General features: G+C 64.3%; 17 protein-coding genes, 1 tRNA gene, 2 pseudogenes and 1 riboswitch. Of the genes and pseudogenes, 15 read left to right on the top strand and 5 right to left on the bottom strand.

The window, feature by feature from the left end; genetic code table 11:
* The first annotated feature begins 150 nt into the window (after positions 1-150).
* The 4 genes from OKW30_RS21595 to OKW30_RS21580 all read left to right on the top strand — a co-directional run bounded on the left by OKW30_RS21595 (position 151) and on the right by OKW30_RS21580 (position 4,537).
* Positions 151-939 carry a response regulator transcription factor gene (locus OKW30_RS21595; protein WP_184066551.1) on the top strand — a complete coding sequence of 263 codons (789 nt, stop codon included), beginning with the start codon at positions 151-153 and terminating at the stop codon, positions 937-939.
* Between the two features lie 9 nt (positions 940-948).
* Positions 949-2,508, top strand: a complete 1,560-nt coding sequence (locus tag OKW30_RS21590) for a sensor histidine kinase N-terminal domain-containing protein (protein ID WP_429347524.1) — start codon at positions 949-951, stop codon at positions 2,506-2,508.
* Positions 2,509-2,715: 207 nt separating this feature from the next.
* Entirely contained in the window at positions 2,716-4,374 is a 1,659-nt protein-coding gene (locus OKW30_RS21585) for an MFS transporter (RefSeq protein WP_184066556.1), read from the top strand.
* Positions 4,375-4,460: 86 nt separating this feature from the next.
* Positions 4,461-4,537, top strand: a tRNA-Met gene (locus OKW30_RS21580).
* Between the two features lie 182 nt (positions 4,538-4,719).
* On the opposite strand, the gene OKW30_RS21575 is transcribed toward OKW30_RS21580, so the two are convergent.
* Positions 4,720-5,931: an MFS transporter gene (locus tag OKW30_RS21575; protein WP_429347523.1), complete on the bottom strand. Its 1,212-nt coding sequence runs from the start codon at positions 5,929-5,931 to the stop codon at positions 4,720-4,722.
* A 299-nt stretch (positions 5,932-6,230) separates the two neighbouring features.
* Positions 6,231-6,330: riboswitch (guanidine-I (ykkC/yxkD leader) on the top strand.
* Between the two features lie 57 nt (positions 6,331-6,387).
* On the opposite strand from OKW30_RS21575, the pseudogene OKW30_RS21570 reads away from it, so the two are divergent.
* From OKW30_RS21570 to OKW30_RS21535, 8 genes and pseudogenes are all read left to right on the top strand, one after another.
* Positions 6,388-7,459: pseudogene (locus tag OKW30_RS21570) on the top strand (putative urea ABC transporter substrate-binding protein).
* 75 nt (positions 7,460-7,534) lie between these two features.
* On the top strand, positions 7,535-8,347 hold the full coding sequence (locus OKW30_RS21565) for an ABC transporter permease (RefSeq protein WP_429347522.1): 813 nt from the start codon (positions 7,535-7,537) through the stop codon (positions 8,345-8,347).
* Positions 8,344-9,135: an ABC transporter ATP-binding protein gene (locus OKW30_RS21560; protein WP_429347521.1), complete on the top strand. Its 792-nt coding sequence runs from the start codon at positions 8,344-8,346 to the stop codon at positions 9,133-9,135. The genes OKW30_RS21565 and OKW30_RS21560 overlap by 4 nt, the downstream gene beginning before the upstream one ends.
* Positions 9,136-9,148: 13 nt before the next feature.
* A pseudogene (locus OKW30_RS21555) lies at positions 9,149-9,866 on the top strand (urea amidolyase associated protein UAAP1).
* Positions 9,867-9,881: 15 nt separating this feature from the next.
* A complete protein-coding gene (locus tag OKW30_RS21550; protein WP_187628175.1) occupies positions 9,882-10,523 on the top strand; it encodes an urea amidolyase associated protein UAAP2 in 642 nt (213 codons plus the stop codon).
* Between the two features lie 172 nt (positions 10,524-10,695).
* Complete coding sequence (gene uca, locus OKW30_RS21545) at positions 10,696-14,295, top strand: urea carboxylase (protein WP_429347520.1); 3,600 nt, start codon at positions 10,696-10,698, stop codon at positions 14,293-14,295.
* A 17-nt stretch (positions 14,296-14,312) separates the two neighbouring features.
* A complete protein-coding gene (gene atzF / locus OKW30_RS21540; protein WP_429347519.1) occupies positions 14,313-16,145 on the top strand; it encodes an allophanate hydrolase in 1,833 nt (610 codons plus the stop codon).
* A 114-nt stretch (positions 16,146-16,259) separates the two neighbouring features.
* A complete protein-coding gene (locus OKW30_RS21535) occupies positions 16,260-16,598 on the top strand; it encodes a hypothetical protein (RefSeq protein WP_184066583.1) in 339 nt (112 codons plus the stop codon).
* A gap of 76 nt (positions 16,599-16,674) precedes the next feature.
* Here the strand turns inward: OKW30_RS21535 and OKW30_RS21530 are convergent, their stop codons facing one another.
* Positions 16,675-17,118 carry a MarR family winged helix-turn-helix transcriptional regulator gene (locus tag OKW30_RS21530; protein ID WP_184066623.1) on the bottom strand — a complete coding sequence of 148 codons (444 nt, stop codon included), beginning with the start codon at positions 17,116-17,118 and terminating at the stop codon, positions 16,675-16,677.
* A gap of 187 nt (positions 17,119-17,305) precedes the next feature.
* Between OKW30_RS21530 and OKW30_RS21525 the strand changes: the two genes are divergently transcribed.
* Positions 17,306-18,793: a DHA2 family efflux MFS transporter permease subunit gene (locus OKW30_RS21525; protein WP_429347774.1), complete on the top strand. Its 1,488-nt coding sequence runs from the start codon at positions 17,306-17,308 to the stop codon at positions 18,791-18,793.
* Between the two features lie 23 nt (positions 18,794-18,816).
* Here OKW30_RS21525 and OKW30_RS21520 read toward each other — a convergent pair whose 3' ends face one another.
* Positions 18,817-19,530 carry a FadR/GntR family transcriptional regulator gene (locus OKW30_RS21520; protein WP_184022974.1) on the bottom strand — a complete coding sequence of 238 codons (714 nt, stop codon included), beginning with the start codon at positions 19,528-19,530 and terminating at the stop codon, positions 18,817-18,819.
* 180 nt (positions 19,531-19,710) lie between these two features.
* Here OKW30_RS21520 and dgoD point away from each other — a divergent pair, with 180 nt between their 5' ends.
* Positions 19,711-20,859 (top strand): galactonate dehydratase, encoded by a 1,149-nt coding sequence (gene dgoD, locus OKW30_RS21515; protein WP_090801766.1) that lies wholly within the window; start codon positions 19,711-19,713, stop codon positions 20,857-20,859.
* A 247-nt stretch (positions 20,860-21,106) separates the two neighbouring features.
* On the top strand, positions 21,107-21,409 hold the full coding sequence (locus OKW30_RS21510) for a hypothetical protein (RefSeq protein WP_184006488.1): 303 nt from the start codon (positions 21,107-21,109) through the stop codon (positions 21,407-21,409).
* Positions 21,410-21,543: 134 nt separating this feature from the next.
* Here the strand turns inward: OKW30_RS21510 and OKW30_RS21505 are convergent, their stop codons facing one another.
* Complete coding sequence (locus OKW30_RS21505; RefSeq protein ID WP_429347518.1) at positions 21,544-22,473, bottom strand: CopD family protein; 930 nt, start codon at positions 22,471-22,473, stop codon at positions 21,544-21,546.
* Positions 22,470-22,847 (bottom strand): copper homeostasis periplasmic binding protein CopC, encoded by a 378-nt coding sequence (copC, locus tag OKW30_RS21500; protein WP_090801770.1) that lies wholly within the window; start codon positions 22,845-22,847, stop codon positions 22,470-22,472. The genes OKW30_RS21505 and copC overlap by 4 nt, the downstream gene beginning before the upstream one ends.
* Between the last annotated feature and the right edge of the window lie 215 nt (positions 22,848-23,062).

Raw genomic sequence — 23,062 nt, 5'->3', positions numbered from 1 at the left:
GTATAAAAAAACAGTAGTTTTGGCAAGCGCGATTGTGATGCGAACGCGCATCTTTTACTGTCGCATCGCCCCAACTACCCACAATAATGTTCGGAGACCGCTGCGCGCCGGGGCAACCCCACGGTGCCGGCAAAGCCAGGCTGGCGCATCATGCGAATTCTGATTGCCGAAGACGACAGCATACTCGCGGATGGTCTGGTTCGATCACTCCGCCAATCGGCCTATGCGGTCGATCACGTGAAAAGCGGCGTAGAAGCCGATACCGCGTTGTCAATGCAGACGTTCGACCTATTGATCCTCGATCTGGGCCTGCCGCGCATGTCCGGGCTCGAGGTGCTGCGCCGCCTGCGCGCGCGCAATTCGAACCTGCCCGTGCTGATCCTGACCGCCGCCGATAGCGTCGACGAACGCGTCAAAGGCCTCGACCTCGGCGCCGACGATTACATGGCCAAGCCCTTCGCGCTGAACGAACTCGAAGCGCGCGTGCGCGCGCTGACACGGCGCGGCGCGGGCGGCGGCCCGACCGTCGTGCGGCATGGCTCGCTGTCGTTCGATCAGGTGGGCCGCATCGCCTACGTCAACGACCAGGCGATCGATCTGTCGGCGCGCGAGCTCGGTCTGCTCGAAGTGCTGCTGCAACGGATCGGCCGGCTGGTCTCGAAAGAGCAGCTCGTCGACCATCTGTGCGAATGGGGCGAGGAAGTCAGCAACAACGCGATCGAAGTCTACGTGCACCGGCTGCGCAAAAAGATCGAACCGAGCGGCGTGCGCATCATCACCGTGCGCGGGCTCGGCTACTGTCTCGAAAAAGCGGCGCCGCCGGCGAATGCGAGCGCGCCCGCCACCCCGGCCGGCTCCGCGCCGCAGACGGCACAAGCGGCACAATCGTCCACCGCGCCGTCGTCCACCGCGATGCCGGCGAGCCACCACTACAAATAGAGGCCAGCGATGTCCGCACGCGCTGATCGCGCCACGGCGCACGCGGCGGACCTCGACGAGGCGCGCGACGCGCGCTACGCCAATCCGTTCGCCGCGCCCGACGAAACCGAAGCCGCCGCCGAAGCGCGTCCGCGCTCGCTGTTCGGCGAAATTCTCGACTGGATGCTCGCGCCGCTGCTGCTGCTTTGGCCGATGAGCCTCGCGGTCACCTATCTGGTCGCGAAGTCGATCGCGAACGGGCCGTTCGACCGCGCGCTCGAAACCGACGCCTACGTGCTCGCGCGCCAGATCCATCCGGTCAATGGCGTCGCGGAGCTGTCGCTGCCCGAGTCGACGCGCGATTTCCTGCGCGCCGACAACGTCGACAGCGTGTTCTTTCAGGTGCTCGGCGCGCGCGGCGAGCTCGTGGCCGGCGAGCGTGACATGCCACTGCCGCACGAGGAGGACCGCCCGCCGCCGGGCCTCGTCGAATTCCGCGACGACGTGCTGCGCGGCAACGACATCCGCGTCGCCTACACGACCGTCGAGTTTCCGCAGACGCCGGGCGCGCAGGCCGTGCTCGTGCAGGTCGCCGAAACGCTCGACAAGCGCAGCCAGCTCGCCAACGACATCATCAAGGGCGTGATCCTGCCGCAGTTCGTGATCCTGCCGCTCGCGATCCTGCTCGTGTGGTTCGGGCTGTCGCGCGGGCTCGAGCCGCTGCATGCGCTGCAGGCGCATATCCGCGCGCGCCGGCCGGACGATCTGTCGCCGCTCGAAGCGCGCCGCGCGCCGCCGGAAATCGAGCCGCTCGTCACGTCGTTCAACGATCTGCTCACGCGCCTCGAACAGAACATGGAGCTGCAGAAGCGCTTCATCGCCGACGCCGCGCATCAGATGAAAACGCCGCTGGCCGGCCTGCGCACCCAGGCCGAGCTCGCGCTGCGCCAGAACGCGTCGGCCGAGGTTCGTCGCTCGCTCGAACAGATCGCGACGAGCTCCGAGCAGGCCGCGCGGCTCGTCACGCAATTGCTCGCGCTGGCGCGCGCGGAAAACCGTCGGTCGGGACAGATCTTCACGCCGCTCGAACTGGGCGAACTCGCGCGCAGCGCGGTGCGCGAATGGGTGCAGGCCGCGCTCGCGAAGCAGATGGACATCGGCTACGAAGCGCCCGACGAGCCCGTCGAAGTCGCCGGCAATCCGGTGATGCTGCGTGAAATGCTGTCGAACCTGATCGACAACGCGATCCGCTATACGCCGGCGGGCGGCCGCATCACCGTGCGCGTGCGGCACGACGCCCCCGCGCGGCTCGTGCACCTGGAAGTCGAGGACACCGGGCTCGGCATTCCGGCCAGCGAGCGCTCGCGTGTGGTCGAGCGCTTTTACCGGATTCTGGGCCGCGAGGGCGACGGCAGCGGCCTCGGCCTCGCGATCGTGCGCGAGATTGCGGCAATGCACGGCGGCGAGCTCGCCATCGACGACAACGTCTACCAGGAGTCGCCGCGGCTCGCCGGCACACTGGTGCGCGTCAGCTTGCACGTGCTCGAACGGGACGGGACTTACCCTAACGCGCCTCTATCGTCAGCTTGACGGTCAGCGTTTTTTGAGATATTTCAGCGTGGATTGCGGGAACATACCAGCACATTAACGGAAATTGAACGCCTATTCGTCGACTTACCGGACTACCCCAGGTTCAGGCGCCGAGTCAGAACGCCGTAAGTTTCCACTCCAATAATCGCTTGCACGGGAACGGCTGTGCCGGCGATCCGTGGATATATCAATATTGGAGACGACAATATGGCTACCGTTGGCGGGCAAATCTCGCACGTGCCGATGACGCGCGATGAGAAGCGGGTGATCTTCGCATCGTCGCTGGGTACGGTTTTCGAGTGGTACGACTTCTATCTGGCCGGCTCGCTTGCGGCCTTCATCAGCAAGAGCTTCTTCTCCGGCGTCAATCCGACCGCGGCGTTCATCTTCACGCTGCTCAGCTTCGCGGCGGGCTTCGCGGTGCGGCCGTTCGGCGCGATCGTATTCGGGCGGCTCGGCGACATGGTCGGGCGCAAGTACACGTTCCTGATCACGATCGTCATCATGGGCCTGTCGACGTTCCTCGTCGGTTTCCTGCCGGGCTACGCGGCGATCGGCATCGCTTCGCCGGTGCTCTTCATCGCGATGCGCCTGCTGCAGGGTCTCGCGCTCGGCGGCGAGTATGGCGGCGCCGCGACCTACGTGGCCGAACACGCGCCGGCGAACCGCCGCGGCTTCTACACCGCATGGATCCAGACCACCGCCACGCTCGGTCTGTTTCTGTCGCTGCTCGTGATTCTCGGCGTTCGCACGCTCATGGGCGAAGACGCGTTCGGCGCCTGGGGCTGGCGGATTCCGTTCCTCGTGTCGATCCTGCTGCTCGCGGTGTCGGTGTGGATTCGCCTGCAACTGCATGAGTCGCCGGTGTTCGCGCGCATCAAGGCCGAGGGCAAGACCTCGAAGGCGCCGCTTTCCGAAGCGTTCGGCCAATGGAAGAACCTGAAGGTCGTGATTATCGCGCTGCTCGGCCTGACGGCCGGCCAGGCTGTCGTCTGGTACACGGGCCAGTTCTACACGCTGTTCTTCCTCACGCAGACGCTGAGGGTCGACGGTTCGAGCGCCAACATCATGATCGCGCTCGCGCTGCTGATCGGCACGCCGTTCTTCCTGTTCTTCGGCTCGCTGTCGGATCGCATCGGCCGCAAGCCGATCATCATGGCCGGCCTGCTGATCGCCGCCCTCACCTACTTCCCGCTGTTCAAGGCGCTCACACACTACACGAACCCGGCGCTCGAAGCGGCAACCGCGAAGTCGCCGATCGTCGTGATCGCCGATCCGGCCGAGTGCTCGTTCCAGTTCAACCCGGTGGGCACGGCGAAGTTCACGAGCTCATGCGACATCGCGAAGGGCGCGCTGTCGCGAGCCGGCCTGAACTACGACAACGTCGCGGCGCCTGCCGGCACGATCGCGCAGATCCGCGTGGGCGATACGGTCGTCAACACGTTCGACGGCCGCGCCGGCGACGCGAAGGAGCAAGCCAAGACGTTCGAGAAGACGCTCGCCGCGACGCTGAAGGCCGCCGGCTACCCGCCGAAGGCTGATCCGGCTCAGATCAACTGGCCGATGAGCATCGTGATCCTGACGATCCTCGTGATCTACGTGACGATGGTCTACGGGCCGATCGCGGCGATGCTGGTCGAGATGTTCCCGACGCGCATCCGTTATACGTCGATGTCGCTGCCGTATCACGTCGGCAATGGCTGGTTCGGCGGCTTCCTGCCGGCCACCGCGTTCGCGATCGTCGCGGCGAAGGGCAACATCTACTCGGGGCTCTGGTATCCGATCATCATCGCGGTGGTCACCTTCGTGATCGGCATGCTGTTCGTGCGCGAAACCAAGGACTCGGATATCTACGCGAAGGATTGAGTGAACCGACAGCCGGAGCTATCTGAAAAAGTTGTGAGCCGGGGGTTGACAGCCCCCGGTGGCCCCAGCATAATCTCGCTTCTTTCGGCGAATTAGCTCAGTCGGTTAGAGCGACGGAATCATAATCCGCAGGTCCGGGGTTCGAGTCCCTGATTCGCCACCAGCTTCAAGAAAAAGCCGCTGTCCCACAAGGACAGCGGCTTTTTTGTTTTGAAACGCTGCCACGAAGCCTGACGACCGCTGGGCATCCGAGTTCGGGCAGACGCAGCGACACACCACTCGACGTTGGGGAAATAGCGGCAACAATGCGCGCATTTTCCAGACGGATACCCCGGCTATGCCACGTTAGCTCAGGTCGTGAAGAGATTGAGCCGGTGTCGGGTGAAAGAGCAGCAGCACCACGGTCATCAGACCGAAGGCTGCGCCCGCATAAAAGGTCGCGGCTGCGCCCAGACGTTCCCACAACTGGCCTGCGATAACGCTCGAAACCAGCGTCACGATGCCGCTTAGCAAATTGAAGAAACCGAACGCAGTCCCGCGCAGATGCGCAGGTGCCGTGTGCGCGACCATCGTAGCGAGCAGGCCTTGCGTCATCCCCATGTGCAGCCCCCACAGCGCTACGCCTACGACGACTATGCTCCAGTGGGTGCCGTGTGCAAGCACGAGGTCGGCGCCAATCAACACGATCAGACCACCTATCAGCAGCCGCGTATGCCGCATCGTGTCCGCGAGCTTCCCGAACGGATAAGCGGACAGCGCGTAGACGATATTCATTGCCACCATGACGAGCGGAACGAGCGCAATCGGTACGCCGCTGCCCATCGCACGAAGCACCAGAAAAGCCTCGCTGAATCGCGCCAACGCAAAAACGGCGCCTATCCCTACGACCCACCAGTAGTCCAAACCAAGCTCCCTGAGACTCTGCCACCGCACAGGATTGCTTCTTTTGGCGCGAGGCTCGTGCTCAGGCTCCGTGATACCAAACGTCAACAGCGCAACCGCGAGCACACCAGGAATGACGGCAAGCCAGAAGGCAAGCCGAAAATTATCTGCCCATATCAGCATGATGAGAACGGCCAGCAGCGGTCCGAGGAACGCACCGACCGTATCGAGCGACTGGCGCAGGCCGAAGGCCGCGCCACGCAGGTGCTGCGGCGTGACATCCGCGATGAGTGCATCGCGAGGCGCACCGCGAACGCCCTTGCCGACACGGTCAATGACGCGCGCCGTCACCACGACTCCAACCGACGACGCAATGGCAAAAAGCGGCTTGCTCATTGCGCCGAGCGAATACCCTGCTACGGCGAGCCACTTTCGGTTGCCGAGGTAGTCACTCAGCGTTCCCGAAAACACCTTGACCATCTGGGCCGTGGCCTCCGCGATGCCCTCGATGAGCCCAATCGTGCCGGCGCCGGCGCCAAGGCTTGCCAGCAGAAACATCGGCAGCAGGCTGTGGATGATTTCGGATGAGATGTCCATGAAAAGACTCACACATCCTAGAACCCACACGCTGCGTGGAATCTGCCGGACGACATTGACTTGCGGTTCGTTTCGCATTCGATAGGGATGGCATCAAATAACAGGTTCGAACGGCGCAGACGCATGCGAGCAGCAAGGCAGCCCGCTACGACCGCTACATCTTGTCTGGCATCGCTGAGTCGGATACCCGTCCTCTCACGCCCGAATCGAGTGCACTCCCTGACACACACCAGTGCACACCTTCCCCGCCCCAGGGCAAAAACCTGCCCTTCGCCGCACAAAGCTAACGACCAACCCGCGGTATGGCCCCTGGCACACTTCCCGCTTTAAAGAGCGCGCAAGGAGCCGGCGCAACCTCCGGTTCGACAAACAATCTGGAAATGGACGGCTAGGGTTCCGGCCTGCTTCACGCAGGTGCTGGTCCGAGAGCTGTCGACCTCAGGCGAGGTTACACGGCGGGACAAAAGCCCGGGAGAGAACGCGATGTTTGCGCTGCTCCCTGCCGTCGCTAACCGTCCCCTCCGAGGTCAACCCATGTTCAAGCTCGTTCGCTGTCTTGGCATTGCCGCCGTCTCCCTCGCCACCTTCGCCTCGAGCCCCACGTTCGCCGCGGGCCGCAACGACTTCAAGGTCTGCTGGACCATCTACGCCGGCTGGATGCCGTGGGGTGAGGCGAAAACCCAGGGCATCGTGTCCAAATGGGCCAGGAAATACGGCATCAATGTCGACGTCGTGCAGCTGAACGACTACGTCGAGTCCATCAATCAGTACACGGCCGGCAAGTTCGACGGCTGCGCGATGACCAACATGGACGCGCTCACGATTCCCGCCTCCGGCGGCGTGGATTCGACGGCCCTGATCGTCAGCGACTACTCGAACGGCAACGACGGCGTGCTGATGAAGGGCAAGGGCAAGCAGATCGCCGACCTGAAGGGCCAACAGGTCAACCTCGTGCAGTTTTCCGTCTCCCACTACCTGCTCGCACGCGCGCTCGAAAGCGCTCACATGAGCGAGCGCGACCTCAAGGTCGTGAACACCTCGGATGCCGACATCTCGGGCGCATTCGCGACCCCCACGGTTCACAACGCGGTCACCTGGAATCCGATGCTCGCCGATCTGAAGTCGCAGCCGAACGTCAGCGAAGTCTTCGACTCCAGCAAGATCCCCGGGCGAAATCATGGACATGATGGTCGTCAACACGAAGACGTTGCAGCAGAACCCCGCCCTCGGCAAAGCGCTGACCGGTGCATGGTTCGAAATGGTCGCGCTGATGCACACCGACTCCGCGGCCAGCACGTCCGCGCTGACCGCGATGGCGAAGGCCTCGGGCACCGATCTCGCCAACTTCAAGGGCCAACTGGCGACGACCGCCCTCTTCTATTCGCCGCAAGCCGCGCTCGACTTCGTCACCAGCGCCGACATGCCGAAGATCATGACGCGCGTCGCGAAGTTCTCTTTCGATCACGGCCTGCTCGGACAGGACGCGAAGAGCGCGGACGCGGTCGGCATGGCGTTCAACAAGGGCGTCGTCGTCGGCAACAAGAACAACGTCAAGCTGCGTTTCGATCCGACCTACGTCGCGATGGCGGTCGCGGGCAAGCTCTGACACGGACCGTCCAGGCACTCGCCGGGGGCTCGCTATCGCGGGCTCGCACCCCAGCTTTCCAACCAGGCGCTCACCATGCGACTCATCAATCGACATCCGAGCCGGATCGGCGGCTTGATGCTGCTCCTGCTGCCGTTCGTCGTGCTGTTCGCGGTCTACTTCGCCGGGTCCTCGATGCGACTCTCGCTCAATCCCGATGACAAGCTGCTGCCGAGCGCGGCGCAAATGAGCGACGCGGTGAAGTCGGCCGCCTTCACCGAGGACAAGCGCACCGGCGAGTATCTGTCGTGGACCGACACGCTGTCGAGCTTGCGGCGGCTCGGCATCGGCCTTGTCGTCAGTGCCGTGATCGCACTGGTGGCCGCGATCGCGACCGGTTCGTTTCCGCTCGTCAGCGCGACGCTGTCGCCATTCATCACCGTGATCTCAATGGTGCCGCCGCTGGCGGTGCTGCCGGTCCTGTTCATCGTGTTCGGGCTCGACGAGTTGTCGAAGGTCGTGCTGATCGTCGTCGGCATCACGCCGGTGATCATTCGCGATCTGCATGCTCGCGCCCGCGAGATTCCGGTCGAGCTGTGGGTCAAGGCGCAGACGCTCGGCGCCACCAGCTGGACGCTGATTCTGCGTCTGGTGCTGCCGCAACTGCTGCCGCGTCTGCTGGCGGCGACGCGTCTTTCTCTCGGCGCGGCGTGGCTCTTTCTGATCGCCGCCGAAGCGATCGCGTCGACCGATGGCCTCGGCTACCGCATCTTTCTCGTGCGCCGCTATCTGTCGATGGATCTGATCCTGCCGTACGTCGCGTGGATCACGCTGCTCGCATGGCTCACCGACGAGCTGCTGCGCCGGATCACGCAATGGTGCTTCCCGTGGTACGGAGGCGCGCGATGATCGAAGTCCGCAACGTCTGGAAAGAGTACGGCGACCAGGTCGTGCTCGAGCGTTTGAATCTGACCGTCAAGGAAGGCGAGTTCTGTTCGATGGTCGGCGCGTCCGGCTGCGGCAAGTCGACGTTTCTGCGCCTGCTGCTGGGTCAGGAGCGCGCGACGCGCGGCGAGATCCTGCTGGACGGCAAGCCGCTGCCCGGCGAACCGGACAGGCATCGCGGCGTCGTGTTTCAACGCTACTCGGTGTTCGACCATCTGAGCGTGTTGCGCAACGTGATGCTCGGGCTGGAGCTTCCACAGGCGAAGTTCACCGGCCGGCTATTCGGTGCCCGTCGGCGCGTGGCGCAAGACGAGGCAGCGGCCATGCTCGAGCGCGTCGGTCTGGGCGCGGCCTTGAACAAGTTTCCGCAGCAACTGTCGGGCGGCATGCAGCAACGCCTCGCGATCGCGCAGGCGCTGATGATGAAGCCTCGCGTGCTGCTGCTCGACGAACCGTTCGGCGCGCTCGACCCCGGCATCCGCAAGGACATGCATGAGCTGCTCTCCGACCTGTGGCGCGAAGCGAAGCTCACGATCTTCATGGTCACGCATGACCTGAAAGAAGGCTTCACGTTGGGAAGCCGCGTGCTGGTTTTCGACAAGGTGCGCGTCGACCCGCAGGCGCCGGGCGCCTATGGCGCGCGCATCACCTACAACATTGCGCTCGACCGTAGCCGCGATTCCATGTCCGCCGTGCATATCGCCGAGGCTGCCGTGCGAGGCGCATCGCCTATCGAACTGGTCTCCGACTGAAGGGAACTCAGGTATGAACTCAGATACGACCTTATTGCTTGAAGAAACCGTCCCGGGCGGCGGCCATACGTCGCTGATCGTCAAGCGTGGTCGATCGCTGCGCATTACCGACCTGCGCGGCGGTGCGAACGTCAGCGTGATGATGGTCAACGCGACGGAAAAGAGCGAACGGCTCAATCTGCCGGATTCGTTGAAGTGCCAGCACACGGCCAGGCTCACGGTCGGGCACTGCCTGTACTCCGACATGGGCCGCGTGCTTGCCGCGATCGTCGCGGATACCTGTGGCTGGCACGACAGCATCGGCGGAGCTTCGAACGCCGACGAGGTCCGCGAACGATACGGCGCGGGCCGCTACCAGGAGCTGCGCAACGCGTTCTATCGCAACGGGCACGGACAACCTGCTCGTCGAAATGGGCAAGTGGGGGCTCGGCATCACTGACCTGCTGATGACGCTCAATCTGTTCAGCCGTGTCGATGTCAGCGACGACGGCGTTCTCAGTTTCGTGCCAGGAAACTCAAAAGCCGGCAACTACGTGGAGTTCTACGCACCGATGAACACGCTCGTCGTGCTCACCGCGATCCAGCACCCGCTCGACCCGAACCCCGAGTACGCGCCGAGGCCCGTCAAGCTCGAGTTGAGCGACGCGCGGCCCGAGGTCGCCGAAGTTTGCCGCACCGCATGCGAAGAGAACGCACGTGGTTTCATCAACACAGAACGCTTCTTTCTTTGAGCGAAGGCCACGCTTATGACCAGCACGCTTATCGTCAGCGACAAACGTCCGGAAACCGCGGTCTATCGCGAGACACTCGCCGCCGGCGAGCCGTGGCTTCACGAGGTGAAGGCCGGGCAAACGCTGCGCATCGTCGATCTCGAAGGCAACCAGGCGGTCGACACGCTGTTCTACAGCCTCGCCGATCCGCGCGAGCGCTTCGACCCGCAACGCACGTTGCGCCGGCAAAAAAGCCTCTACCTGACGTCGGGCTCGGTGCTGTACTCGAACCTCGGCAACCCGATGCTGACGATCGTCGCCGACACGTGCGGCCGCCACGATACGCTCGGCGGCGCCTGCGCGCAGGAAAGCAACACGGTGCGCTACGCCCTGGAGAAGCGCTACATGCACAGCTGCCGCGACAACTTCCTGCGTGCCTGCGCACATGACGGCCGCCTGTCGAAGCAGGACATCGGCGCGAACGTCAACTTCTTCATGAACGTGCCGGTCACGGCCACGGGCGGGCTCAGCTTCGAAGACGGCATTTCTGCGCCGGGCAAATACGTCGAATTGCGCGCGGAGATGGACGTGATCGTACTGATCTCCAACTGCCCGCAGCTGAACAATCCGTGCAACGCCTACAACCCGACGCCCGCGGAGCTGCTGATATGGAATTGAAGCGCATCCGCCACTGGCTTTTTCTCCTCATGCTGGTTCGCTCGGGCCGGTACTTCAGCCGTACGCGCGAAGAACTGACCCAGACGCATCGCTGACGCGACCTCGGCCGTGGACGACCACGGCCGGCCATTCCCACGGCGGGACGGCCCGCCTTCGAATCAACACACCTTCCATGTTCGAGAAGATTCTGATCGCCAATCGCGGCGCTATCGCGTGCCGCATTCTCAGGACGTTGCGCGAACTCGACGTCACCGGCGTCGCCATCTATGCGCAAGCCGACCGAGCGAGCCGCCACGTCAGCGAAGCGCCTGTCGCGCATGCGCTCGGCGAGGGTCCGGCCGCGCTGACTTATCTCGACGTGGACAAGATCCTCGCGATTGCGCGTCGCGAAGGCGTGCAGGCGATCCATCCCGGCTACGGCTTCTTATCGGAGAACGCGGCGTTCGGCGAAGCCTGCGAAGCGGCCGGCATCGCGTTCATCGGACCGACCCCCGCGCAGCTTCGCGCGTTCGGCCTCAAGCACACGGCCCGCGAAATCGCGGCCAACGAAGGGGTGCCGATGCTCGAAGGCACCGGGCTGCTCGCGGACTTGCCGGCGGCGCTCGCGGCGGCACAGGCCATCGGCTATCCGGTGATGCTGAAGAGCACCGCGGGCGGCGGCGGCATCGGCATGCGGGTGTGCTGGAACGCCGACGAACTCGGCGCCCATTTCGATGCCGTGAAGCGCCTCGGCGAAAACAATTTCAGCGATGCCGGCGTGTTTCTGGAGAAGTACATCGAACGGGCCCGGCATCTGGAAGTGCAGGTATTCGGCGATGGCAAAGGCGACGCGCTCGCGCTCGGCGTGCGTGACTGCTCGGTGCAGCGGCGCAATCAGAAGGTGCTCGAGGAAACGCCCGCCCCCTGCCTGCCGGACGGCATTCAGGCCGCGCTCTGCGAGGCAGCGGTCAAGCTCGCGAAAGCCGTCGACTATCGCTCCGCCGGCACCGTCGAATTCGTGTACGACAGCGCCGCCGAACAGTTCTACTTCCTCGAGGTCAATACGCGTCTGCAGGTCGAGCACGGCGTCACCGAACAGGTGTGGGGCGTCGACCTCGTGCGTTGGATGATCGAACTGGCGGCCGGCACGCTCGCGCCGCTGAAGCACCTGGCGGCGAGTCTAACGCCGCGAGGGCACGCGATCCAGGCGCGACTCTATGCGGAAGATCCGGGGCGTGATTTCAAACCGAGTCCGGGCCTCTTGACCGATGTCGCGTTCCCGAATGCCGACGGGCGCGCATTGCGCATCGATACATGGATCGAGGCCGGTTGCGAAGTGCCGCCTTACTTCGACCCGATGCTCGCGAAAGTGATCGCGTGGTCGCCGACTCGCGATGAAGCGCGCGATGCGCTCGACGATGCGCTGCGCAACACCCGACTCTACGGCGTCGAGACCAATCGCGACTATCTGCGCCAGATTCTGCGCGACCGGCCGTTCGCGTCGGGCGAACCGTGGACTCGATGTCTCGAAGGGCTCAGGTATCGGGCCGGCACGGTCGAAGTCGTCAGCGGCGGCACGCAGACGACGGTGCAGGACTATCCCGGCCGCCTGGGCTACTGGGCAGTCGGCATCCCGCCGTCGGGGCCGATGGATGACCGGGCGATGCGGCTCGGCAATCGCCTGCTCGGCAATGCGGCCGACGCCGCCGCTCTCGAAGTCACGATGAGCGGGCCGACGCTGCGCTTCAACAGGGATGCCGTGGTCGCCATCACCGGCGCGCAGATTCCGGTGCTGCTCGACGATGTCGCTCAGCCGCTGAACACGAGCCTCCATGTGCCGGCGGGTTCGACGCTCGCGCTCGGCACGATACGCGGCACGGGCGCGCGCGCTTATCTGTGCGTGCGCGGCGGCTTCGACGTCGCACTGTATCTCGGCAGCCGCAGCACCTTCACGCTCGGCCAGTTCGGCGGACATGGCGGCCGCGCGATCCGCGCGGGCGACGTGCTGCATCTTTATCCGCTCGACGATGCACAGGCCGGCGCGGCGCTCGTCGACGCGCCGACGCTCGACGGCGTGCGCACCGTTCGCGTGATCTATGGCCCGCACGGCGCACCCGAATACTTCAGCGCCCGCTATATCGCGCAGCTGCTCGACACCGAGTGGGAGGTTCACTTCAACTCCAGCCGTACCGGCGTGCGCCTGATCGGACCGAAACCCGAGTGGGCGCGCGAGGACGGCGGCGAGGCTGGACTGCATCCGTCGAACATTCACGATAATCCGTACGCGGTCGGCGCCGTCGACTTTACCGGCGACATGCCCGTGATTCTCGGACCCGACGGCCCGAGTCTCGGCGGCTTCGTCTGTCCGGTGACGATCATCGAGGCGGACCTCTGGCAGATCGGCCAGTTGAAAGCAGGCGACAGGATCCGCTTCGCGCCCGTCGAAGTCGAAGAAGCGCGTGCGGCTGCGCGTGAGCGTCGTCGGGAACTGGAGAGCCTCGAGATTGCACCGAGTGCGCCGAGCGAAAGAAGAGCATCGCTGACGTCGCCGATCGTGCTCGATACCGGCGCGGACCGCGACAGACTCGTCGCACGTGTATCCGGCGACACACATCTGCTGCTCGAAATCGGTCCAGCGGAGCTCGACCTCGTGGCACGGTTTCGCGGACATGCGCTGATGCAGTCCCTCGAAGCGCAGCATCTGACTGGCGTCATCGATCTCACGCCGGGCATCCGTTCGCTGCAGATCCACTACCGACCCGAGGATCTGCCGCTCGCCAGGTTGCTCGACATCGTCGCGCGGGCGTGGGACGAGGTCTTGTTGCAGAAGGATCTGCGCGTGCCGTCGCGGGTCGTTCATCTGCCGCTGTCATGGGACGACCCCGCGTGCCAGCTCGCGATCGAAAAATATATGACCACCGTGCGCAAGAACGCGCCGTGGTGCCCGAGCAACCTCGAATTCATTCGCCGCATCAACGACCTCGACTCCATCGACGCGGTCAGGCAAATCGTCTTCGAGGCGAGCTATCTGGTGATGGGCCTCGGCGACGTGTACCTCGGCGCACCCGTCGCGACACCGCTCGACCCTCGTCACCGGCTGGTCACGACGAAATACAATCCGGCCCGTACGTGGACCGCGGAGAACTCGGTCGGCATCGGCGGCGCGTATCTGTGCGTGTATGGCATGGAGGGGCCGGGCGGCTATCAATTCGTCGGCCGCACGTTGCAGATGTGGAATCGCTACCGCGAAGTCGCGGATTTCGCCGGTCAGCATTATTTGCTGCGCTTCTTCGACCAGATTCGTTTCTACGAAGTATCGGCCGACGAACTGTTGCGCATCCGCGCGGACTTTCCGCTTGGGCGTTTTCCGTTGCGGATTGAAGAGTCCGAGCTTTCGTTGCCGGACTATCAGGCGTTTCTCGCTAGCGAATCGGCCAGCATCGAGCAGTTCCGTTCAAGACAGCAGGCGGCCTTCCAGGCCGAGCGCGCGCGGTGGCGTGAAGCGGGCACCTCGGAAGTCACGTTCGAGACGCCGGTCACCGAAGACACTCAGTTAGCTCCGCTTCACGACGGCGAAGTCGCCGTGGACAGCGAGATCGCCGGCAGCCTCTGGCAAGTCAAGGTGAAAACCGGCGACGCGGTCGACGCGGGCGACGTGCTGCTCATCATCGAGTCGATGAAGATGGAAATCGCGGTGTGTGCGCCGTGCGCCGGAACGGTCGGCGAGATCTACGTGGCGCCGGGTTCGCCCGTGCGCGCGGGGCAACGCGTCGCCGTCGTCGAACGTCACTAATTATCTGGACGCAAACCATGTCTTCATTCTCGTCATTCGATCTTCGCCTCCCGACACTTCGCTGCGCATACCGTGATGGAACGCTCACACCGCGCAGGCTCGTCGCTGAACTGCTCGAAAAAGCTGCGGCGCTCAATCCATCGTTCAATCTGTTCATCCATCTTCTGACCGAAGATGAAGTCGCGCCCTACCTCGACTGGCTCGACACCCAGGACGTCGAAAGCCTGCCGCTCTATGGCGTTCCGTTCGTGATCAAGGACAACATCGATCTCGCCGGCATTCAGACAACCGCCGCGTGCCCCGTGTTCGCGTACACGCCGTCGCAATCGGCGAGCGTCGTTGCACAATTGATCGCGCTCGGCGCGGTGCCGCTCGGCAAAGCCAATCTCGACCAGTTTGCGACCGGTCTGAACGGCACCCGGTCGCCGTATGGCAAGTGTCGCAATAGCGTGCATCCCGACTATCCGTCGGGCGGCTCGAGCGCGGGGTCGTCACTCGCGGTCGCGCTCGGCGTCGCCAGTTTCGCGCTCGGGACCGACACGGCCGGTTCCGGTCGCGTGCCTGCCGCGCTGAACAATCTCGTCGGTCTCAAGCCGACTAAAGGCCTGCTGTCCACCGCGGGTGTGGTGCCCGCGTGCCGCACGCTCGATTGCGTGACGTTCTTCACGGCGACGGCGGAAGAAGCGAGCGAGTTGCTTGCGTTGAGCGCGCACCCCGATCCTCGCGATGCATACAGCCGCGCGAATCCGCAATGGAATACGGCACGCGCGTTTGGCGAGCCCACGGCGTTCAAGTTCGGCGTGCCGGCGCAACTGGAATTCGCCGGCTGTTCCGAGAGCCCCGGGCTGTTCGCGAAGGTGCGCGCGTTGCTCGAAGAAGCAGGTGGTGAAGCTGTCGAAATCGACTTCACGCCGTTTGTCGAAACCGCCAATCTGCTCTATCAGGGGCCGTGGGTGGCCGAGCGTTACAGCGTGGCGGGCGAGTTGATGACGGAGAAACCCGCCGCGGTTTTGCCCGTCATTCGCGATGTGTTGGCGAAGGCACCCGGCGCGAGCGCGGTCGAACTGTTTCGCGCGCAGTACCGCTTGCAGGAATTGAAGGCCGTCTGCGATGCGTCGATCGATTCACTCGATTTCGTTCTGACGCCGACGTATCCGCGTGCCGTGACGCTCGACGAGTTGGAGCGCGACCCCATTGGTCCGAACTCCCTGCTCGGCTATTACACCAACTTCATGAATCTGCTGGACTATGCCGCCGTCGCTACGCCGACCGGTTTCATGAAGAATGGTCTGCCCTGGGGCGTGACCGTCTTTGGCCGCGCGTTCACCGACCAGTATCTGTTGGGTGTGGCCGACCTGCTGCAACGAAAGAGCGGCGTGCACTGCGTCGGAGGTCTAACCGTCGAGCCGGAGCCGCGCGGCGAACGATGCGCGGCGAGCCACGATCGCATGCGGATCGCGGTCTGCGGCGCACACATGCAAGGGTTGCCCCTCAACCGCGATCTGCTTGCCCGACGCGCGCGGCTCTTGCAGGCCACTCAGACTGCCGCGCAATACCGGTTGTCGGCGCTGCCTGCGTCGGCGGACGGCACGAGGCGTCCAGGCCTGTGGCGCGTCACCGATGGCGGCGCAAAAATTGCTGTCGAAGTGTGGGAAATGCCCAGCGCGGAGTTCGGCTCGTTTATTTCGACCGTTCCGCCTCCGCTGGTTCTGGGGAAGGTCGAACTCGTCGACGGTTCGTGGGTTACCGGTTTCCTCTGCGAGCCGTATGGCGTGCAGTCGGGAACCGATATCTCGGAGTTTGGCGGATGGCGAGCATGGCTTGCCAGCGAGCGTTGCGCGAGTTTCTGATGGAACGAACGATGAGCAGCGGCGTCGCAGGGTATGGGCAGTGAAGCGCCGCGGGTTTGGTTGGCACCTCCGGCTTCCTTCCGCAATTCCGTCGCAACTTCGAGAGGCTCCTTAATGACGCTCCGCACCGTCGCGCTCGCCGCAACCACCGCTGCGCTCACGCTCGCCGGCACGACCGCCGCCCTCATCGCACAAGCTCAAACGCCGAGCACCGCCGACAGTCAATGGCGCGCCAGTTCCACCATGCTCGCGACGCTGCTGCAGGACGGCTACAAGATCGTCGCCGTGGTCAACAACGGTCCCGCCGACACGATCTTCGTGCAGCGCGATCAGAGCGCGTTCAAATGCATCGATCCGCAGCAACCGGATGCAAAAGCAAAAACGTCGGTGGCGCCGGGCTGTTACGAGCTGGTCCCGCCGAGCGGCGCCACGCCGGCGTCGGAATCCAGATAACGTGATTTGAAGCGCGAGCTCAACGTAACCCCGGCTCGCGCGAAAGACTTCGGCGTCGCGCCAACACCGCGACGCTTCAGCGATCCACGATCCGGCTCAGATTGCCGCGCACCCGCTGCAGCAGCGCGATCAACTGCGCCGCTTCTTCATCGCTGAAACCATTGAGCGCTTCGAGCGCGACCTCGTCGCCGACCTTGCGCGCCTTGCCGAGCGTGCGCTCAGCCTTCGGCGTCATGCGCACCTGGCGCTCGCGGCGATCCTGCGGATTCGCGGTCCGCTCGATCCAGCCGCCCTCCTCCATCCGGTCGAGCAGCCGGCCCGCCGAGATCGGCGCGACCTCGAGCAGATCCGCCAGCCGGGCCTGATTGATGTCGCCGTAGTGGCCGAGATAGGCCAGCACGCGACACTGCGCGCGCGTCAGATCGACCGACGACCTCGCGAGATCGTCGAACCGCTTGCCAGCCAGCCGGCCGACGTCGTAGATCAGAAAGCCGAAGCGCTCTTCGAATTGGGTTTTCATGCGCGGATTATACGGAAGCACTTCGGCGTACAGCGCAACTGCGTGTGCGTTCTATCCTCAGCACAACTCCCGATAGCGCCAACCCGTATCGACGATATACTAAGCATGCTTACTATATCGACCCTCCCCACCGTCCATGTCTTCCGCCTCCACGTCGGCGAGCGCCACTGAGCTGCTCAACCGGCCGATGATCACGATCTCGATCATGCTTGCGACGCTGATCCAGACGCTCGACAGCACGATCGCCAACGTGGCGCTGCCGCATATGCAAGGCACGCTGTCCGCGTCGCAGGACGAGATCACGTGGGTGCTGACCTCCTATATCGTCGCCGCCGCGATCGCCACGCCGCTCACCGGCTGGCTGGCGGATCGCCTCAGCGTGAAGCGGCTGCTGCTGATCGCGATCGGCGGCTTCACCGTGTCTTCCGCGTTGTGCGGACTCTCCGAGACGCTGCCGCAGATCGTCGTGTCGCGTCTGTTGCAAGGGATCTTCGGCGCGTCGCTGGTGCCGCTGTCGCAGTCGATCCTGCTCGACATCAACCCGCGCGAAAAGCAGGGCCAGGCGATGGCCGTGTGGGGCATGGGCGTGATGGTCGGGCCGATCCTCGGTCCGACGCTCGGCGGCTGGCTCACCGATAGCTACAACTGGCGCTGGGTGTTCTTCATCAACGTGCCGATCGGCGCGATCGCGCTGTTCGGCGTCGCGAGCTTCCTGCCGACGCGCGAGCCGAAACACGACGTGAAGTTCGACGCGTTCGGCTTCATCACGCTCGGCCTCGCGATCGGCGCGTTGCAGGCGATGCTCGATCGCGGCGAGCAGCTCGACTGGTTTTCGTCGATCGAGATCGTGATCGAGGCGCTCGTCGCAGCAATCAGCTTCGCGTTCTTTCTCGTGCACACGGCGACGATCGGCGAGCGCTCGTTTTTCAAGTACAAGTTGCTGAAAGATCCGAACTTCGCGACCGGCACATTGTTCATCTTCGTGATCGGCGCGGTGATGTACGCGACCCGTGCGCTGCTGCCGCCGATGCTGCAAAACCTGATGGGCTATCCGGTCGCGACCACGGGCCTCGTCACCGCACCGAGCGGCGCCGGCACGATGGTCGCGATGCTGATCGCCGGCCGGCTGCTCAAGCGCGTCGATGCGCGGCTGTTGCTGCTCTGCGGTTTCCTGATATCGGCGTTCGCACTGTGGCAGATGATGCAGTACACGATCGTGCTATCGGCATCGGACATCGTGTGGCCCGGCGTGATCCAGGGCTTCGGACTCGGCCTCGTGTTCGTGCCGCTGTCCACGCTGACGTTCTCGACGCTGTCGCCGGAGCTGCGCGCGGACGGCACCGCGACTTATAGCCTGATGCGCAACATCGGCAGCAGTATCGGCATTTCGATCGTGCAGACGCTGATGACGCGCAACACGCAGATCTCGCACGCGGACCTCGCTGCGAACGTCACCGCGTTCAATCCGGCGCTCCAGTCGATGCTCAACAGCGGCTCGAACTATGACATCGCGGCGCTGAACGCGTCGATCACGCAGCAGGCGGCGATGGTCGCGTATCTGAACGACTTCAAGCTGATGTTCGTGGCGACGCTGCTGGTCATCCCGCTGTTGCTGCTGATCCGGCCGTCGCACAAGGCACCGGATGCGTCGATCGCTCATGCGGCAATGGATTGAGACCGAATGCGCCGACGTCCGCCTCAGCCTTCGATTCGCCCGCGCGTCACGCCGAGCAATGACGCCATCGCCGCGTACGCCGCGGCGGCATCGCGCGCGCGGATCGCGTCGAACACCGCCGTGTGCTCGGCGAGCGACGCGTTGAACACATCGGCGCGTTTCGCATTGAGCCGCAATTGTGCCTCGAGCGTGCGCTCGATCAGCGCGCCAAGCGGGATCAGCAGCTCGTTGCTGCACGCGGTGAGCACGCACAGGTGGAACTGCAGATCCGCGCGCACCCATTCGTCGACGTTGCGCGCCGCCACCATCGCGGTATGCGCGGCCGCAAGCGCACCCAACGTGTCGTCGGTGTGCGCGGCGGCCGCGAGGCCGGCGGCGTAAGGCTCGATCATCTCGCGCATTTCCTGGAGCTTGAGCGCGAACGCCATCGGCTCGGCGACGCGCGAATACCAGTCGAGCAGATCGGCATCGAGCAGATTCCACGCGGACTTGACCCGCACGCGCGTACCCACGCGCGGCCGCGATTCGATCAGCCCTTTCGACGTCAACGTGCGCAGCGCCTCGCGCAGCACCGTGCGGCTCACGCCGAACATCTCCATTAACTCGGCTTCACGAGGCAGGATCGACTCCGGCGCATAGTCGCCGCGCAGAATCGCGGTCGCCAGCAGTTGGGCGACTCGCCCGTGCAGATCGTGCGTAATGGTTTTCTCCTCGCGGTTGATGATCCCGTCGCGCAACGTGGCGGTAAGTTGGCAGATCTCACCACTATGTGGCAAATAGTACTATTAATAGTATTTTAATGCAGTTTTGTTGTAGCATGGAATTCCCCGAAATTTTGCATGCCCGCAGACCTGCTTTGCATGGGTTCGGAGTAAGCGCCAAAGTGCCAACTCCGATCGACACCGGAGACACACACCATGAAAATCACCAAGCTCGAAACTTTCATCGTCCCGCCGCGCTGGTGCTTCCTCAAGATCGAGACCGACGAGGGCATCGTCGGTTGGGGCGAGCCGGTGGTGGAAGGCCGCGCGCATACGGTCGCCGCGGCCGTCGAGGAACTATCCGATTATCTGATCGGCAAGGACCCGCTGTTGATCGAGGATCACTGGCAGGTGATGTACCGCGCGGGCTTCTATCGCGGCGGCCCGATCACGATGAGCGCGATCGCCGGCGTCGATCAGGCGCTGTGGGACATCAAGGGCAAGCATCACGGCGTACCGGTGCATGCGCTGCTCGGCGGCCAGGTGCGCGACAAAATCAAGGTGTACTCGTGGATCGGCGGCGACCGTCCGAGCGATGTCGCGAACAACGCACGCGCGGTGGTCGAGCGCGGCTTCAAGGCCGTCAAGATGAACGGCTCGGAAGAGCTGCAGATCATCGACACCTTCGACAAGGTGCAAGGCGTGATCAACAACGTCGCGGCGGTGCGCGAGGCGGTCGGGCCGAACATCGGAATCGGCGTGGACTTCCACGGCCGCGTGCATAAGCCGATGGCGAAGGTGCTCGCCAAGGAACTCGACCCGTACAAGCTGCTGTTCATCGAAGAGCCGGTGCTGTCGGAAAACGCCGAGGCGCTGCGCGACATCGTCAATCAGACCAACACGCCGATCGCGCTCGGCGAGCGTCTCTATTCGCGCTGGGATTTCAAGCACATCCTGTCGGGCGGCTACGTCGACATCATCCAGCCGGACGCGTCGCACGCGGGCGGCATCACCGAGTGCCGCAAGATCGCCGCGATGGCGGAAGCCTACGACGTCGCGCTCGCGCTGCATTGCCCGCTCGGCCCGATCGCGCTCGCAACCTGTCTGCAGATCGACGCGGTCAGCTACAACGCGTTCATCCAGGAACAGAGCCTCGGCATCCACTACAACCAGGGCAATGACCTGCTCGATTACATCAAGAATCCGCAAGTCTTCAAGTACGAAGACGGCTTCGTGTCGATTCCTCAGGGCCCCGGACTCGGCATCGAGGTCAACGAAGAGAAGGTGCGCGAGATGGCGAAGGTCGGTCACCGCTGGCGCAATCCGGTGTGGCGTCACGCGGACGGCAGCGTCGCCGAATGGTGATCTGAACACCTGAGCGAAGCAGGCGGAACGCCGCCGGCGGGCCACGTGACGCGCGGGCCGTCGCAGTAACGTAACATCCCGGACCAGCCGGCTCGAACCGGCGTTCGAGCGCTGCCGCCCCGACCTGCATCACTCCCCGCCGAGCCTTATCCCGCCTGGCTTTCGCGACGTTTGTTCGGTATCGGACATACGTATGGCCTGCTCCTTGCTGAAATGCATGCCAACAACGCATGCAGCGAGGAGCACCATGGGCGAATTCCTTCCTGACTATCTGATCCGCGAACAGGCGGCGGTCGGCGCGCTGGTTGCTTTCGGCGTGCTGCGCATCATCGGCGCGATGCTCGCGTACGAGCGCGGATGGAACATCTCGGTAGTCGGGAAATGCTTTATCGCCGCGGCGGTGCTGTACTGCCTGCCGCAGGTCTTCGATCTGCTCACGCAGATGGTCGGCTCGCACGCGGCCGGCGCCGAACTCGAAGGCAAGGCCGCGGGCTGCGCGATCGCGTTGTTCTGCGCGCCGATTCTCGGTCATCGCCTCGGCTTCGAGTAAGCGGGCTTCGCAGTGCGGCGCCTTTTACGCGGCGCGCATCCGCGGGTGCTGTCGTAGAACTGACGCACGATGGACGCGCGCGGCCGTCGCGCATCCATCGCCGATTGGTCAATCGCCTATGCCGCGCCGCGCGTTCAACCGAGCGCAGCGAACGCCGGCACGGTGTGTGACAACGCGGCCGCGACGACGAACACGCCGATCATCAGGAGCGCTTCCAGATACATCACGTTGACGAAGGTGTGCGCGTCCATCGTCGATGCGGTGCGACGCAGGCGTGGCAGCGCCGATGTGCGGTTCAGCGCGCCGAGCACCAGCGCGAGCGCGACCAGCACGAGCTTCAACGTCAGCACATGACCCCACGAGCTCGCCTGAATCGCTTCGAACGAACTGCCCGAGTCGCGCACCGCATTGAAGACGCCCGACAGCAACACCAACGCGACCGCGACGATCGACACGTTCGACACCTGGGTCGCCGTGCGGATCAGCATGCCCCGCGCGGTGGATGCCCCGAGCGCCGGCAGCACCGCCAGGCCGGAGGCCATCGCGAGTCCGCCCCATACGCTCGTTGCGAGCACGTGCAGCGTCTGCATGCCGATCGCGGCCGACACCACGCCGGCATCGGCCGCATGACCGAGCGACGCCTTACCCGCCGCGATCGCGAGCACCGCGAGCCACAGCAGCGTATTGCGCAGCATGCCCGTGCCATGGCTCAGCGCGGTGCCGAGCAGCACCAGCGCGCCGCCGAACGCAACGCTCCAGCCATAGCCGACATGCGTTTGCGTCAGCACCGTCGGCACCACGCCGAACGCCGCGGACAACGCGACACCGCTCATCGACGCCGCCTGATACAGGAGCCAGCCGAGATCCGCGAGCACCAGCACGATGGTGGCCGCGAGCATCGAGCGTTGCGCGCGCATCCAGCCGGGACGCGCCGGTGAAGTGCCCTGGAGCCCGTCCCTCGCGAGCCATGCGCCGAGTAGCGCCGAGCCGACGGCGAAGCCGAACGAGACGTTCATGAGCGCGGCCATTGCGACCTGCCCGATCCACAGTCCGTCGAAGTTCATTTGACGTTGAACGCGAAGTCGCCATGGGTACGATGGCCGTCGGTGGCCACCGCGATCCAGTGCACCGCATAGCGGCCGCTCGTCAACTGAGGCAGCGCGAGGTGCATCACGCGGGCGTCCGCGCTATCGACCGTCGACGCGCCCGGCGTCGCGGGCTTGCCGCTTGCATCGGCGAGTGTGATCTTGCTGAATGCGGGCTCGAGCGGCTCGGTGAAATGGATCGTCAGGTCGGTAGGCGCGACGGCGTCGGCGTTCGCGGCCGGCACGCTCGAGATCAGATGCGCATGCGCGAACGCGGTGGACGACATGGCCAGCGCCACCGCGCCGGACATCAACGCTCGCAGCGTCGACGAGGAGAAATCGAATAGCTTCATGTAAGGCCGATAGCGGATGAGAACGAACGGAACATAGGCGGGCCGGCGAGGCGCATCGTCTGCACGACGGCCGGCGAGCCCGGAAGTGTACGCTTCGATGGCGCGCGCGGGGATCGGTTCAACCTGGCTTGATCGAATGCGTCACACGGCATCACGTTTGCGGCGACGCCGCCGTGATTATTTTTGAGGCAAAGACGTCGACCACGATCCGTGAC

Origin of the sequence: Paraburkholderia sp. Clong3, from assembly GCF_050436485.1 — a bacterium.
In the GTDB taxonomy this organism is placed as follows: Bacteria; Pseudomonadota; Gammaproteobacteria; order Burkholderiales; family Burkholderiaceae; genus Paraburkholderia; species Paraburkholderia tuberum.
The sequence above is the reverse complement of the archived record's forward strand: the minus strand, read 5'-3'. Positions and strand labels throughout refer to the sequence as shown.